General features: G+C 68.0%; 10 protein-coding genes and 1 pseudogene. 2 read left to right on the top strand and 9 right to left on the bottom strand.

Annotated elements, in window-relative coordinates; genetic code table 11:
• Positions 1 to 84: 84 nt before the first annotated feature.
• Positions 85 to 597: pseudogene (locus tag G474_RS24575) on the top strand (DUF6396 domain-containing protein); the annotation flags it as partial.
• A gap of 151 nt (positions 598 to 748) precedes the next feature.
• Here G474_RS24575 and G474_RS0109290 read toward each other — a convergent pair.
• The 6 genes from G474_RS0109290 to G474_RS0109265 form a co-directional block, all read right to left on the bottom strand.
• Positions 749 to 1,600, bottom strand: a complete 852-nt coding sequence (locus G474_RS0109290; RefSeq protein ID WP_026686723.1) for a substrate-binding domain-containing protein — start codon at positions 1,598 to 1,600, stop codon at positions 749 to 751.
• Positions 1,601 to 1,665: 65 nt separating this feature from the next.
• Complete coding sequence (locus G474_RS20310) at positions 1,666 to 2,256, bottom strand: globin domain-containing protein (RefSeq protein WP_051282186.1); 591 nt, start codon at positions 2,254 to 2,256, stop codon at positions 1,666 to 1,668.
• Positions 2,222 to 3,052: an ABC transporter ATP-binding protein gene (locus tag G474_RS20305; RefSeq protein WP_084513684.1), complete on the bottom strand. Its 831-nt coding sequence runs from the start codon at positions 3,050 to 3,052 to the stop codon at positions 2,222 to 2,224. The genes G474_RS20310 and G474_RS20305 overlap by 35 nt, the downstream gene beginning before the upstream one ends.
• Complete coding sequence (locus G474_RS0109275) at positions 3,049 to 4,059, bottom strand: FecCD family ABC transporter permease (RefSeq protein WP_026686722.1); 1,011 nt, start codon at positions 4,057 to 4,059, stop codon at positions 3,049 to 3,051. Before G474_RS0109275 ends, G474_RS20305 begins: the two co-directional genes overlap by 4 nt.
• A 19-nt stretch (positions 4,060 to 4,078) precedes the next feature.
• Positions 4,079 to 5,095 carry an ABC transporter substrate-binding protein gene (locus tag G474_RS0109270; RefSeq protein ID WP_026686721.1) on the bottom strand — a complete coding sequence of 339 codons (1,017 nt, stop codon included), beginning with the start codon at positions 5,093 to 5,095 and terminating at the stop codon, positions 4,079 to 4,081.
• A 10-nt stretch (positions 5,096 to 5,105) separates the two neighbouring features.
• Positions 5,106 to 7,340, bottom strand: coding sequence for a TonB-dependent receptor (locus tag G474_RS0109265; RefSeq protein ID WP_026686720.1), 2,235 nt, complete (start codon positions 7,338 to 7,340; stop codon positions 5,106 to 5,108).
• 258 nt (positions 7,341 to 7,598) lie between these two features.
• On the opposite strand from G474_RS0109265, the gene G474_RS0109260 reads away from it, so the two are divergent.
• Entirely contained in the window at positions 7,599 to 8,885 is a 1,287-nt protein-coding gene (locus G474_RS0109260) for a hemolysin family protein (protein WP_026686719.1), read from the top strand.
• Positions 8,886 to 8,888: 3 nt separating this feature from the next.
• Here the strand turns inward: G474_RS0109260 and G474_RS22060 are convergent, their stop codons facing one another.
• The 3 genes from G474_RS22060 to G474_RS20295 all read right to left on the bottom strand — a co-directional run bounded on the left by G474_RS22060 (position 8,889) and on the right by G474_RS20295 (position 13,951).
• A complete protein-coding gene (locus tag G474_RS22060) occupies positions 8,889 to 10,928 on the bottom strand; it encodes an EAL domain-containing protein (protein WP_051282185.1) in 2,040 nt (679 codons plus the stop codon).
• A 102-nt stretch (positions 10,929 to 11,030) separates the two neighbouring features.
• A complete protein-coding gene (locus tag G474_RS0109250) occupies positions 11,031 to 11,771 on the bottom strand; it encodes an N-acetylmuramoyl-L-alanine amidase (RefSeq protein WP_043463821.1) in 741 nt (246 codons plus the stop codon).
• Positions 11,771 to 13,951 carry a TonB-dependent receptor plug domain-containing protein gene (locus tag G474_RS20295; protein WP_043463820.1) on the bottom strand — a complete coding sequence of 727 codons (2,181 nt, stop codon included), beginning with the start codon at positions 13,949 to 13,951 and terminating at the stop codon, positions 11,771 to 11,773. Before G474_RS20295 ends, G474_RS0109250 begins: the two co-directional genes overlap by 1 nt.
• Positions 13,952 to 14,081 lie beyond the last annotated feature (130 nt).

The following is a 14,081-nucleotide window of genomic DNA, read 5'->3' as shown; positions in this document are numbered from 1 at the left end:
CAGCAGGACGGGGAGCTGGCCCTGAAGTACTACCGGAAGTCAGCCGATCTGGGGAGTCCGGAGGGGCAATACAAGGTGGGGGAAATGCTGGCCCCGATAGATGTGGCGCCGGACATTGCCGTGCAGATGTGGCGTTGCGCAGCTGAACAGGGGCATGGGGAGGCTGGGCTTATGCTGGGGGTGTATCTGAAGGATAGTGTTCGGCTTGGCGATCATTCGGCGAATGCGAGTCATGATGCCGCTCTGCAAGCCCTGCAGCTAGGAGCCAAAGCAGGCCATTTTAGTGCGGCAGGTTGGCTGAAAAAGGGTTTTGACGGCCCCCCTGCATCGGATGAAATGTTTTACCTGGGGCAGGCCAAAGATCCGGAGCGGGTGCGTCGTTATGCGGCCATCGACGGTTTCCTGTTCCGCTACGATTACCTCGGCCCGAAGGTTCCGGAGATAGACGAGATTGTTCCGTTGCCGCCGGCACGGCTGCCGAAATGGGATGGGAGCTTCCAGTGGCTGAAGGCCCATGAAGCGAATGTTCCGCCGCCCCTGCCGAGTGAGGCGCGGATGGAGGCAATGGCGAGGGCCAAGGGGCTGGACCCGGAAACTGGGCGCCCGCTCCAGCAGGGGGCGGCCGCTGGGGATGGTGCCCGGCCTCAGGGCCCTGCACTGCCCCTGGGCAGCAAGGCCCTGTCCCTGCAACGCTGCCTACAGGTAGGGGGCAAGGTTTGCAAGGAGCCGGCCTCGGGCTGGAAGCAAGTCACCGCTCCGGCAACGGAAACACCCAGGGGCCGCCGGCGGACTGGTTGGCGGCTTCCAGGGCCTGGCGGCCGGCGGGGCTCAGCAGGTAGTCGGCCAGTTGCCGGGCGCGTTGCCGTTGTTCCGGGCTGGCCGGATGGCGGGGGCCGGGTTGCACCAGGACGTAGACCCGGCGCATGGCCGGGTCGCCCTGGAACAGGAGGGCTAGGCCAGCCCGGGGCATCTTGCCGAAGGCCACGGGGATGTGGCCGGCGATCACGTAGGCGCCCTGGGCAGCGGCACTTTCCAGTACCTGTTGCTGGGTGGCGCCGGTATCGGGCAGTTGCTGGCGGATGCCGGGCCGCAGGCCCCGGGCCCGGAACAGGGCGTGCATGACCGCCAGGCTGCCCGGGTCCCGGAAGCCGATCATGGGGGCGTCGGCCTCAATGATGCGGGCCAGGGCGGTGGCGGCGTCGGGAGCCTCGGCAACCCGGGCCGGGTCCTCCGGCGGCCCCAGGAGCACATGCTCATTCATGGCCCAGGCCTGCAGGGGCGCTGCCAGGCCGGCGGCCTGCAGGTGATAGGTTTCGTCGCTGCCGTGCATCAGCAGGAGCTCCGCCTCGCCCTGGCGAAAGGCCGGGACGATGCCCTCCTTGGGGGCGGCGGCGACGGTCTCGATCTCCAGCCCCGTGGCTGCCGCTGCCCGGCGGGACAGTTCGGGCCAGACGCCGCAGAGCACCAGCCCTCCCACCACGGCCACCCGGACCCGGGGCGGGGCTTCGGCCCGGGCTTCAGGAGCCGCCAGGGTCCAGCTCCAGAGCAGCAGGGCGGCCAGGGCCGGCCAGCGGACCGGCTGACGGCTTTGCCGGCGCACGTCCCCTTTGCCGGTCGGAGTCGCTCCGGGGGACTGAGCGATGCAAGGACAGCGCATGCCGTGCCTCAGGCCGTCAGGGGGGAGCGGAAGCGGGCACAGGCTGCGTCGTAGTTCAGGCGCAGGGGCTGGGCCTTGGTGGTGCGGCGGTTGATCATGCGTACCGAGAAAGCCTCCATCCAGGTCCAGTATTCCTGCCGCAGGCCCTGGGGGAAATCGGTGTCGCACATGGCCTGCAGCAGCTTCTCCAGCCATACCTCCCGGGCCTGTTCGTCGATGCTGAAAGGGAAGTGGCGGGTGCGCATGCAGGTATGGCCGTGGGCCAGGCTGAAATCCTCGGGGCCGCCGCAGGTTTCGACCACGTAGTCGGCGATGCGCTCCACCAGGGCGACGAACTGGGCCGGGTCAGGGGCGAACAGGTGACCGATGCTGCTGGCCCGGAGCAGGGCGTGGTGATGCCGTACCAGCCGGCGCAGCCCTTCGGCGCCCAGACCAGCCAGGATGGCGGGGCCGGGAAAGCGCACTTCCGGCATTTCCAGCTCGTGGCCGGCCGGGACCACCCGCCCCAGAGGCGGGCGCCCCTGCTGACCGCAGCCGCAGCTGGCGTGGGAAGGGGCCTGGACTTCAGGCTGGGAGGCGTGGGTGTGGTTCTGGCACATGGAAAGACTCCTTGGTGGGGGGCGAAAGGGAGGATGGGCCGGCCGGCTGCCAGCAGCTCATGGCCCGCTGCAGCAGTCCGGGGGGAATATCGTAGAGGGCCTGCAGATTGGCCGGGTTGAGCACCTGCTCCGGGGGGCCGGCGGCGCGGATGCGGCCGTTTTCCAGGAGCAGGACCCGGGTGGAGGCGAGCAGGGCGTGTTCCGGGTGGTGGGTGCTCATCAGCACCCCGTAACCGGCGGCGGCCAGCTGTCCCAGGCGTTCCAGCAGGCGCAGCTGGTGGCCGTAGTCCAGCCCGGTGGCCGGTTCATCCATGATCAGCAGGCGGGCGCCCTGGGCCAGGGCCCGGGCGATCAGGGCCAGCTGGCGTTCGCCGCCGGAGATTTCGGTGTAGGGACGCTCGGCCAGGTGCGGGATGCCCACCTGCTCCAGGGCCGTCGCCGCGATCTCCCGGTCTTCCCGGGAAGGGGAGCGGAACAGGCTGCCGGCGGGCAGGCGTCCCAACAGCACCACCTCCGTCACCGTGTAGGGAAAAGGGGTGCTGTGGATCTGGGGCACATAGGCCAGCTGCCGGGCCAGCTGGCGGCGGGGCCACTGCTCCAGGGGCTTGCCGTCCAGCAGCAGTTCGCCCCGGGCGGGCTGCAGCAGGCCCAGCAGGAGGCGCAGCAGGGTGCTCTTGCCGGCGCCGTTGCTGCCCAGGAGCGACACCACCTGGCCCGGCTTCAGGCTCAGGGAAATGCCGTCCAGGACCAGGCGCTGGCGATAGGCAAAGGCCAGGTGCCGGGCTTCGAGCTTCATACCCAGCCTTTCCGGGCCCGGTGCAGCACCAGCAGGAAGGCCGGGATGCCCAGCAGTTCGGTGACGATGCCGATGGGGATTTCCGTCTCGGCCAGGTTGCGGGCCAGGCCGTCGGCCAGCAGCAGGAAGATGGCGCCCAGCAGGGCGCTGGCAGGCAGCAGCAGACGGTTGCCGGGGCCGGTGATGAGCCGGGCGATGTGGGGCACCAGCAGGCCGACCCAGCCGATCACCCCGGCCAGGGAAACGGTCAGGGCCGAGATCAGGGTGGCCAGGGCAATGACTCCATAGCGTACGCTCCGGATCGGCAGGCCCAGGGTGGCCGCCTCGTCGTCGCCCATGGACAGGGCATCCAGGGCTCGGCCCAGGCTGGCCAGCAGGAGGATGCCCAGCCCCATGGGGATAGCGACCCGGGCCAGGTCGGGCAGGTCGGCGGTGGCCAGGCTCCCCATCAGCCAGTAGACGATGGCGGGCAGCTGGTTGTAGGGATCGGCCACGTACTTGACCAGGGACAGCAGGGCGGTGAACAGGGCGCCGCTGATGATGCCCCCCAGCACCAGCATCACCAGGGAGCCGCCGAACAGGCCGGCGATGCCGACGCCGATGGCCACGGCCAGGAAGCCGGTGGCGAAGGCGGCCACCTGCATGATCCACCAGCTGTCCGAGAACACCAGGCCCAGGGCGGCCCCGGCGGCGGCGCCCGGGAGCACCCCGAGCAGGCCGGGCGATACCAGAGGATTGCGGAACACGGCCTGGTAGGCGGCACCGGAAATGGACAGGGCGGCGCCCACCAGGACGGCGGTGAGCACCCGGGGCAGGCGGATGTCCACGATCAGGTTATGCAGCAGGGCCTGGCGTTGGGCCTCCAGCTCCCCCAGCCCCAGCTGGTGCAGCAGGAAGTCCAGCACCTCTCCCGGAGGCAGGGGATAGCGCCCCAGGGACAGGGAGGCCAGCATGGTGCCCAGCAGGGTCAGGAGCAGCAGGGGCAGCAGGGAGAGGCGGCGGCTCATGGCGGTGCAGCGACCGGGCTTACTGGAACAGGGCCTGGTACTGGGCCTCGCTCAGCTCCGTATCCAGCACCAGGCGGTAGAAGCGGCGGGTCTCGGCGGGCAGGTCGAAGGCAAAGCGTTGCGGGTGGAACAGGCTGGCCAGCCACTGGGCGCCCAGGGCCCGCATCATGGAAGGGGGACGGTCCATCCAGTTGTGGGGCCAGCGGGGCACCAGGTGGATGCGCCCCTCGCGCACGGCCTTCACCCCCTGCCAGCGGGGGTCCTGGCGCACGCTGGCGGCAAAGCCCCGCTCGTGGGTGATGATGATGTCGGGGGCGAAGGCCAGCACCTGTTCCAGGCTCACCTTCTCCATGCCCGTATGGTCCTTGGGGCTGCAGCGATGGACGTTATAGCCCCCGGCCAGCTCAATGGCTTCCGTGTGGAAGGAGAGGTGGCAATCGGTAGCCAGACCGTCGGGTCCTTCAGCGTAATAGACCCGGGGCCGCTGGGGTTCCGGCACCTCCTGGCGCAGCTTGTCCAGGCGCTGCAGGGCTTGCTCCACGTAGGCGGCCAGGGCTTCGCCTCTTGCCTCACGATCCAGCAGGCGCCCCGTGTAGCGCAGGGCGGCGGGCCAGTCGTGCAGGGTATCCAGCTTGATGAAGACCACCGGCAGGCCCATCTTGGCAAAGGCGGATTCAACCTTGCCGGCATCGATCTGGGGACTCTGCCAGGCCAGGGCGAAGTCCGGCTTCAGGGCCATGACCGCCTCGGCGTTCATGTGCTGGCCCATGCCGAACACGCCGCCCACCACCGGCAGCTGGCGCAGCCGGGGCGGGAAGTAGCCGGCCGCGGCCGGCGGGACGGGAAAGCTCAGGCCCACCATCAGCTCCGGCGCCAGGGCGTGCAGCAGCACGTTCAGGGGCGGGGCCGAGCCGAATATCCGCTGGCTTTGCGCGGGGAGCTGCACCCGGCGGCCGTTCATGTCGGTGATTTCCCTGGCTTCCAGGGGGGCAATGAGGGCCAGGATCAGGCCCAGGCAGAGCAGCAGTTTATGCATCGTCGATTCCTCAGAAGGTGAAGGCCAGTTTGGCGGCCAGGGTGCGGGGTGCGCCCGGGTAGTAGATGGAGCCATTGGCGGTGGTGTTCACTTCGCTGGTGCTGATCTGGCCGATGTACTTCCGGTCGAAGGCGTTGAGCAGGGCCAGGGAGGCGTCCCAGGTGCCCCAGGCGGTCTTCTGGCCATAGCCCAGATTCAGGTCCACGGTGACGTAGCTAGGGACCTTTTCCCGGTAATCCACGGTGCTCCAGCGGCTGCCCACGTACTGGAGCACCGGGGCGAGGGTGACCCCATGGGTTTTCCAGGCAGCCCCCAGGCTGGCCATGGTCCGGGGCACGTCGGGGAGCTGGTTGCCCTGCACCCCCAGGGCCTTGCCGCCGTTGCCGCGCACGTCCTCGGTGAACCAGGCGCGGGTGTAGGAGAAGCTGCCGAACACCCGCAGGGTTTCCGAGGGCGTCCAGGCGGCGGCCAGCAGCAGGCCCTTGCCGGCGGTGCGGCCCACGTTCTGGGACCAGACGCTCTTGCTGTCCTCGCTATAGACGTTGACCGTCTTGTTTCTGGAGCGGCTGTAGTAGAGGGTCGGGTCCAGGGTGAAGTCGCCGAGGCGCAGGCGGGTGCCCAGGTCCAGGCTGGTGCTCAGCTCGGGGCGGATGTCGTCCCAGTAGTCCTGGCTGGTCTTGTAGCTGCCTGCCGGAGCCTGGTTGAAGACCCCCAGGGAGGGGGCGCCGATGTTGCGGCCCAGGTTGGCAAACACGGACAGGGCCGGGGTGAATTCGTAGGCGGCGCCCAGCTGGGGCAGCCAGTGGCCGAAGCTGCGCGCACTGACGCTGCGGCTGTCATTGCGGCTGGCCTGCTCCAGGGCCTGGTCGGCGGAAACATCCCAGCTCGTGCCGGCGGTGGCGGTGCCCACGTTGTAGGCGTCGATGCCGGGCAGCTTTTCCCGGGCGTAACGCAGGCCGCCCTGGAGGGTCAGCCGGTCGAAACGGCGCTGGCCGGTCAGGTAGTAGTGTTCGAACTCATGCCGTTCGGTGACATCGGAGAGCATGGCCCACTGGGCAAACTGCAGGCCATTGCCGGTGATCTTGTACTGCTTGCGGTTGGTGGGGGGGCCGGGGGGCTCGGTGGAGGTCCAGGAGTAACCCAGCTTGATGCGGGTGTCGGCCAGCACCGTTTGCAGTTCGGTGCTGGCCCCGTAGGTTTCATGGTCGGTGATCCATTTCAGGACCTGGTTGGGCTGGCTGCCGGCAAACAGGTAGTAGCCTTCCTCCTGGGCCCAGAAGGGCTTCAACACCAGGCGGGTGGTCGGGGAAAAGTCATAGCTCAGCTCCGCCACCAGGGCCTGGTTGCGGAAGTCCTGGCGGTTGTAGCCGTAGTAGTCGTTGCTGCTCCGGTCACGGCTGTAGTCCTCGTCCCGGTACTGGTCCAGGTTGCGCGCCTGCTCGTAATTGAGGGTCTTGTAGTTGTGCTGGGCCTGGTCGTTGCGGGCGTAGATCATCTTCAGCTTGAAGGCGCCCAGGGCCTGGTTCAGGCCCACTTCCAGGTTGTCCCGGCCCTCCGGGGCGTCCCCGTAGCCCCGCCATTTGTCCGCCTGGGTCCTGGAGGCGGAGACGAACAGGGCGGTGCCGCTGCTCAGGGTGCCCGTGTCGATGCGGGCGAAATAGCGCTGGAAGCCGTCGCTGCCCACGCCCATGGAGATTTCCCGGCGGGCCTCGTCCCGGGCCCAGCGCAGCTGGGTGTTGAGGGCGCCGTAGCTGCTGAACAGGCCGCCGGAATCGGCACCGATGGCTCCCTGTTCCAGGGTCACGGCGGCCACGTTCTCCTTGTCGAACAGGAACAGGTAGCCGGGGCCCGGGCCGGGGCCGCCCAGGGCCAGGCCTTCCACGGTGCCGGAGACCCCGTGGCTGCTCACTTCACCCCGGACGCGGATGCCTTTCTGGCCCCCCTGGGTGTTGTTGAGCCCGTAGGCGTCCACGGTGGTGACCTTGACGCCGGGCAGCTCCGCCACGGCGGTGATGGGGTTGCTGCCGCCGGGGCTGTCGAACAGGGCCATGCCCTCCGGGCCGACCTGGAACAGGGTGCGCGGCACGCTCCGGTCCGGGCCCGGCCATTCGTCGGGGAGGGGCTGGGCTTCGACGTGTACCGTGTCCAGGGTGGTCTCCTGGGCGTGGAGGGGGGCGGCGAACAGGCCGGAGATGAGCAGGGCCAGGAGGGTGGAGGGGCTGGGGGCCGGAGCTAGGTCTTTCATGTAGGGCTTTCCGCGTGACGGGTTACAGGCTTGTTAGATAGTTATGTATATAACGGTGGTCGTATCCACGCCTGGGGGAATGGCAAGTTGTGTGCCAGGATATGGAGCCTTGCAGGCTCGGGGGCTGGGAAGGGATTTGTAGATCGTTATGTTTGTTTGTGCACAACGGTTGTCGGAAAGCTGCCAGGGCCGGGGGGCGGGAAAGGGGTCATGAACTGTGGGTAGAATGTCCGGGCTGCATGCAAAGGAGCTGATCCCATGGATCTCTGGATATTGATTGTTCTGATTCTTGCCAGCGGCGTGCTTTCCATGGCCGAAATGGCCGTGGGAGCCAGCCGCAACGGCCACCTGGGGGTGCTGGCCGAAGAAGGGCACGAGGGCGCGCGCACGGTGTTGCAGTTCCGGGAAAGCCCGAGCCGCCTGCTCGCCACCACCCAGCTGGGCATCACGGCCCTGGCCATGCTTTCGGGTATTTTCGGCGAGGCCCTGTGGGTGCCCCGGCTGGAGGCCTGGATCACCATCCACCTGCCGGCCCTGGGAAGTTTCGCCTACGCCCTGGCCCTGGCCCTGGTGGTGACGGTGGTGACCTTCTTCAGCCTGGTGTTCGGCGAGGTGGTGCCGAAGCGCCTGGCCCTGGCCCGGCCCGAGGCCGTGGCGGTGGCCATGTCTGGTCTCATGGGCTGGATGCTGCGGCTGGCGGGTCCCCTGATCTGGGTGGTGTCACGGACTTCCGACGCTGTGCTGCAGTTCTTTCCCGCCAAGGGCTCGGCGGAGGCTTCCGCCGCCGACGAGATCCGTATCCTGATCGAATCGGGGCGCAAGGACGGGGGGTTGGATGAAACCGAGGGGGAAATCCTGGGCAATGTGTTCCGCCTGGATAACCGCAAGGTGGGGGCGATCATGACCCCGGCGGCCAACATCGCCTACCTGGACCTGACCCTGCCCAAGGAGGCCAACATGGCGGTGCTGCAGGAACGGGGCGTGTCCCGCTTCCTGATGTGCAAGGGCGGGGTGGTCAATCCCCTGGGCTTCGTCGAGAGCCGGGATCTGCTGCGCCTGGTGCTGTCCGGCAGGGGGCTGGATTTCGGCGCCCTGTCACCGGTGACGCCCCATTACGTGCCTAACAGCCTGTCCCTGATCGGCTTGCTGGAGTTCTTCAAGGCCAACCGCACCCAGATTGCCCTGGTGGTCAATGAGTTCGGTGCCACCGAGGGTCTGGTGACCCTTTCGGACCTGATGGGCACGGTGGTGGGGGATGTGCTTTCCGGTGCCGTGGAATCTCCCCTGGCCCTGCCCCGGGAGGACGGCAGCTGGCTCCTGGACGGGCTGCTGCCCATCGACGAGCTGAAGGAGCTCCTGGGGTTGCCGGAGCTGCCCGAGGAGGAGCTGGGCAACTATCACACCCTGGGGGGCTTCGTGGTTTCCCAGCTGGGCAAGGTGCCCAAGAAGACCGAAGCCTTCGTCTGGGGCGGCTGGCGCTTCGAGGTGATGGACATGGAGAAGAACCGGGTGGACGAGGTGCTGGCCAAGCGGGTCGAAGCCTGAGGTTCAGGCTTCCCGGGGGGCTCCCAGCAGGCGGCAGAGTTCCGGGTGTGTGGCCGGCTTGGGCTGGCTGCAGTGGTAGCCCTGCCAGCGGGCACAGCCCAGTCTGGCCAGGAAGGCCCGGTCCGCCTCTTCTTCCACCCCCTCGGCCACCACGTGCAGGGAGAGGCTGGCCGCCATGCGGATGGCCGCTTCCACCAGGGCGCCGTTGCGCGGGTCCCCGTGACAGCCGCGCACGAAAGACTGGTCCAGTTTCAGCACCGAGATCGGCATCCGGCGCAGGTAGCCCAGGGAGGCATAGCCGGTGCCGAAATCGTCGATGGCAAAGCGTATGCCCTGCCGGTGCAGGGTCTCCAGCTGGCCCAGGACCTGGGGGTCCTCGCCCAGCAGCACGCTTTCGGTGATCTCCAGCTCCAGGCTTTGGGGCGGCAGGCCGTAGCGGGCCAGGCTGGCGCTGATGCGCTGATGCAGCTGAGGGTCCTGGAACTGGCGGGTGGAGACATTCACCGCCATGAACAGGTCCAGTCCCTGGCTGTGCCAGGTGGCCAGCTGCTGCAGGGCCATTTCCAGGACCCGGTGGCCCAGGGGGTGGATCAGGTCGCAGCTTTCTGCCAGTGGAATGAAGCGGTCCGGGGGCACCTGGCCCAGCTCGGGGTCATGCCAGCGGCACAGGGCTTCCAGGCCGAGGATGCGGCCGCTGGCGGTGTCCACGATGGGTTGGTAATGGAGGCTCAGGTCCGGGCTTGCATCCGTCAGGGCCTGGCGCAGGCGGCTTTCCAGGTGCAGGGCGGCTTCCAGCTGGCGCTGGGTGTCCGGGGAAAAATGCAGGATGCTGCCCGGGGCCAGTTTGCCGGCTTCGTGCAGGGCCTGTTCGGCGTGACGCAGCAGTTCCTGCCAGTGGCGGCCGTGTTCGGGAGCGCAGGCGATGCCGCCGTTCAGTTCCAGGCGCACGCTGTGCTCCTGCAGGACCAGGGGGGCCTGGAGCAGGGCCTGGGCCCGGCGGGCCAGGGCCTCGGCCCGCTGATCCGGCTGGGGCAGCAGGGCGAACTGGTGCCCGGTCATGGGAATCAGGGCCCGGCCCAGGTCCGGGTCGCCGCGCAGGCGCAGATACAGGTGTTCCCCCAGGCTGTCGGCGGTGTGCGGTGGCAGGCTGTCCTGGAGGCGTTCGAAGCGGTGCACTTCCAGGATCAGGAGCTCGGTGCGGGCCTGGCGGGCCAGGCGCCGTTCCAGCTCCTGGCCCAGTTGCGCCCGGGGCTGGTGGGGGTGCCAGGTGCCCGACTGGTCCAGCAGGATGGGCGGGCGCTCCCCAGGCTGGTGGGTGATGCCCAGGAGCAGGGCCCGGGCCATGGCCTGGGACAGGGAGATTGCCTTGAGCTTGCGGCGGGCCTGTTCCAGGTGCTGCAGCACCTGCTGTTCCGACAGGTGCAGCCGGGTGGCGATGGCCTCGGGATGCAGCCCGCCGCTCAGCCAGCACAGGCAGTCCCGCTCCAGGGGCGCCAGTTCCGGCAGCTCCCGGGGGTAGCTGCCCAGTTCCGGGTGGCGGGCCTGGAGCAGGCGGCCGTAGGCCTCGTGCACATAGCTGGTCAGGACCTGGATCGCCGGGACCTGGCTGCGGATCTGCGGGGCGCCCCGGTCCGCATCCAGATCCAGGGCGAAGCCGAACAGGCCGATCTGCCCGGCCAGGGCATTGTGCACCGACAGGGCCACCCCCGCCGAGATGCCGGCGGCCCGGGCATCCGCATACATGTCCCGCACGCCGGGGTCGGCGAACAGGGCATTGCTCCAGACCAGGGGCCGGGTGCTCTGCATGGCGTGCCGAACCACCGGGTCTATGGCCAGGTAGTTCTCCCGGGCGTAGAGGTCCAGGTAGTGCCGGGGGTAGGTGCCGAGCAGCAGGTCTACGCCCGGGTGGTCTTCCCGGGGCAGCAGTCGCAGGGCGTAGATGAAGTGTTCGAAGCCCAGGGACTGGGCAATGCGCTCGGTCCGCTCCAGCAGCTCCGCGTGGCTGCTCGCGTGGAGCAGGGCTTCCAGGGGTTCCAGGTTCATGATCGCTGTGGTCGCCTCCCCGACGGCCTGCAAGGTCCGCCCGCAACCATCCGGTTTGTTGTGCCGGAAGCATAACCCGGCACCCCCGTTCCCGGGGCGGGTTCAGCGGGCCAGTTGCTGCAGCAGGCAGTGCAGCCTGGCCTGGTCATCGTCGTTCAGGAGCGGCTCCGGATCGTCCGGGACGAAATGGAGCTTGAAGGCCGCCACGGCGGCTTCGGGACGGGCCGGGTCATAGCCCAGGGCGGTCAGGCCCAGGGCCGGGTCAAAACCTTCCGGGGCCGGCGCGAAGGGCGGTTCGCACCACAGGCCGAAGCCGGCGGCGGCCAGCTGGCGCCAGGGGAACAGGGCGCTGGGGTCCACCTTGCGGCCGGGGGCCACATCCGCGTGGCCCAGGAAGTTGGCCTGGGGAATCCGGTGCCGGGTCTGGATGTCCGCCAGCAGCACCAGCAGGGCGTCGATCTGCTCCCGGGGGAAGGGCTCCTCGCCGTTGTTGTCCAGTTCGATACCGATGGAGGCGGAATTCATGTCCGTCTGGCCGCCCCACCAGGAAAGTCCCGCGTGCCAGGCCCGTTGCCCTTCGTCCACCAGCTGCAGTACCCGGCCGTCCCGGCCGATCAGGTAATGGCTGCTCACCGCCCGTTCCGGGCTGGTGAGGGTGTGCAGGGCCCGCTCCAGGCTGTTGTTGCTGGTGTGGTGCAGGATCACGTAGTTGGCCCGGCGGGGCTCGAAATTGGGCGATGGGACCCACTCGGCACCAGCCAGTCCCTGGCGCGGGGCCACCGGAGCGCAGGCGCCCAGGAGCAGGCTCAGGAGCAGCAGGGGAGTGAGGGACAGGCGTGGCATCAGTAGGCGAAGCGCAGGGACAGCCAGTGCCGTTCGCTCACTACCCGGTCGGCGGGGTCGCTGCCGGAGGACTTGAACTCCCCGTGGTTCCAGAAGGCGTTCTGCACCGTGTAGGCCAGCTCTCCCCGGGTCGCTCCCAGGCGGAAGGGATAGGCGAGCCGCAGGTCCAGGCGCTGGTAGGGTTGCACCACGGTGTTGCGGCTCCACTTCATGGCGCCCACCCAGTACTGGGTGGCGGAGAACTCCAGGCCGTAGGGCAGCTTCTGCATCCACATCAGGGTGGTGGAGCGGGTCGGGGCGGACATGCGGGTGTGCATGTCGGTGTTGTAGAGGGTGCTGGGATTGCCGCCCGACGCATACCAGACGGCGGTGGTCTCCAGGTCATCCCGGAAACGGTTGTGAATCTTGTGAAAGGCCTGGTTGAGCAGCAGCCGGGTGCCTTCCAGGGGTTGCCAGCGCCACTGATATTCCAGCCCCTCCATGTCCACATGCTGGGCATTGACGGCGTATTCGGCGTTGCTGGGCTGCTGGCAGCTGGTGTCGGTATTGGGCGCCTGGCACAGGCCGGGGTTGTTGCGCGGCAGGATCAGGATGCGGTTGGGGATGGTCTCCCGGTACAGGCGCACGTCCAGGCTCATCCGGTAGTCCTTCCATTCTCCCAGGTAGCCCAGTTCCACGCTGGTGATCTGCTCGGGCTCCACGTCCCGGTCGGCGTAGAAGCGGCGCACGTAGATCAGGTCTTCCGGGATGGGAGTGCCATCCGCCGTGGAAAAGGGGGATTTCCAGCGGTCGCCGCGCAGATCCACCAGATTGGGGGAGCGGTAGGCCCGGGACCAGCCCAGGCGCAGGGTGTTTTCCGGATTCAGGTGGACATTCAGGTTGAGCCGGGGGGCGAAGGTGTTTTTCGAGAGGCTGTCCTTCTCGCCTGTGGCCCCCAGGTTCAGGGTGAACCGTTCCGAGGGGCGCCACTCCAGGTTGGCGAAGGCCCGGTAGATGTCCCGCCGGATGGTCGGGTCCCCGTGGAAATAGGTGGCCGAACGCATGCTCTGGTGCAGGGCGCCCAGGCCCCAGACCAGGCGGGTGCCGTCCAGGGGCGAGAAGGTGTGCTGCAGCTCCAGTTCGTCCTGGGTACTCTTGTCGCCCACCAGATCCACCTGGTAGAGCAGGTCTTTATTGTCGTAGTAGCGGGTGTTGGTGCAGCGCTCCACGTGGTTGCCGGAGCCCCGGTCTTCGGTATGGGCGTAGCGGAGCTGGAGCTCTCCGTCGTCCTCCAGGTGGCGCCGCCACAGGGCCTGCAGGTAGGAGCTGGCCTGCCAGACATTGAAGAAGGGATCGCAGGGCTCCTGCTCGGAGAGGACTTCCCGCTGGTTGGTGCCGGGAATCAGCTCCCCTTTGCGGTAACGGCCCGCCAGGTAGTTGCCTTCCACGTGGCCGGCGAACAGCTCCAGTTCATCGTTGCTGCCCAGGCGCAGGTTGGCCCGGGCATCGAACAGGCGTGACTTGAAGTAGTCGCGCCAGTCATAGCGGTCCCTCAGACCATCGTCGTCCTGCTGCTGGTAGGTGAAACGGAAATGGCCGGCCTCCCCCAGCTTGCCGCCGCTGCGCAGGGCGTAGTCGCGCACCCCCTGGTTGCCGTGGTTTACCGCAACGGAAAAGCCCTGGGCCAGGGAAGGGTCCACGGTGACGATGTTGATGACGCCCAGGAAGGCATTGGAGCCGTAGGCGGCGGAGTTGGAGCCCCGTACCACCTCGATGCGCTCGATGTCGTCGATGGCCACGGGAATCACCGACCAGTTCACCCCGCCCCGGAACAGGGGGGAATACTGGGAACGGCCATCCACCAGCACCTGGACCCGGGGCGAGAAATCCTCGTCACTGATGCCGTGGTAGGTGACCCGGGGCGGTGCGTCGGTATTGAAGACGTAGGTCTGGAAACCGGGGACCAGACGGAAGATGTCGTTCAGGTTGCGCATGCCCGAGGCGCGGATCATTTCCCGGTCGATGACGGTGACGGAGCCCGGCGCGTCGGCCAGGGGCTGGGGCAGGCGGGAAACGCTCTGCACCACGGGGAGCTCTTCGAAAAACAACTCCTCGTCGGCCTGGGCAGGCAGGATCTGGCTGGCCAGCAGGGTCGCTAGAAGCAGGTGCTGCGAACGACGCTGGGCGTGGCTTGATGGCATGGGCAGGCGTTTGGGGTGAACAACGGTGAGGGGATTGTAGCAAAGTGTTACGGCTATTACTTTGGTCTGAGTGGGCTCTTGCTTTCTGCTCCGGGAACACGTAGCCCCCGGCGCTGCGGGAACCGCAGGG

Source organism: Azovibrio restrictus DSM 23866, assembly GCF_000429665.1.
GTDB lineage: Bacteria > Pseudomonadota > Gammaproteobacteria > Burkholderiales > Rhodocyclaceae > Azovibrio > Azovibrio restrictus.
The sequence above is the reverse complement of the archived record's forward strand: the minus strand, read 5'-3'. Positions and strand labels throughout refer to the sequence as shown.

Bases quoted from the DNA above. Each gene is read 5' to 3' on its own strand.
- G474_RS20295 (WP_043463820.1), bottom strand. From the start codon at position 13,951: ATGCCATCAAGCCACGCCCAGCGTCGTTCGCAGCACCTGCTTCTAGCG.
- G474_RS0109260 (WP_026686719.1), top strand. From the start codon at position 7,599: ATGGATCTCTGGATATTGATTGTTCTGATTCTTGCCAGCGGCGTGCTT.
- G474_RS0109270 (WP_026686721.1), bottom strand. From the start codon at position 5,095: ATGCATAAACTGCTGCTCTGCCTGGGCCTGATCCTGGCCCTCATTGCC.
- G474_RS20310 (WP_051282186.1), bottom strand. From the start codon at position 2,256: ATGTGCCAGAACCACACCCACGCCTCCCAGCCTGAAGTCCAGGCCCCT.
- G474_RS22060 (WP_051282185.1), bottom strand. From the start codon at position 10,928: ATGAACCTGGAACCCCTGGAAGCCCTGCTCCACGCGAGCAGCCACGCG.
- G474_RS0109250 (WP_043463821.1), bottom strand. From the start codon at position 11,771: ATGCCACGCCTGTCCCTCACTCCCCTGCTGCTCCTGAGCCTGCTCCTG.
- G474_RS0109275 (WP_026686722.1), bottom strand. From the start codon at position 4,059: ATGAGCCGCCGCCTCTCCCTGCTGCCCCTGCTGCTCCTGACCCTGCTG.
- G474_RS0109265 (WP_026686720.1), bottom strand. From the start codon at position 7,340: ATGAAAGACCTAGCTCCGGCCCCCAGCCCCTCCACCCTCCTGGCCCTG.
- G474_RS20305 (WP_084513684.1), bottom strand. From the start codon at position 3,052: ATGAAGCTCGAAGCCCGGCACCTGGCCTTTGCCTATCGCCAGCGCCTG.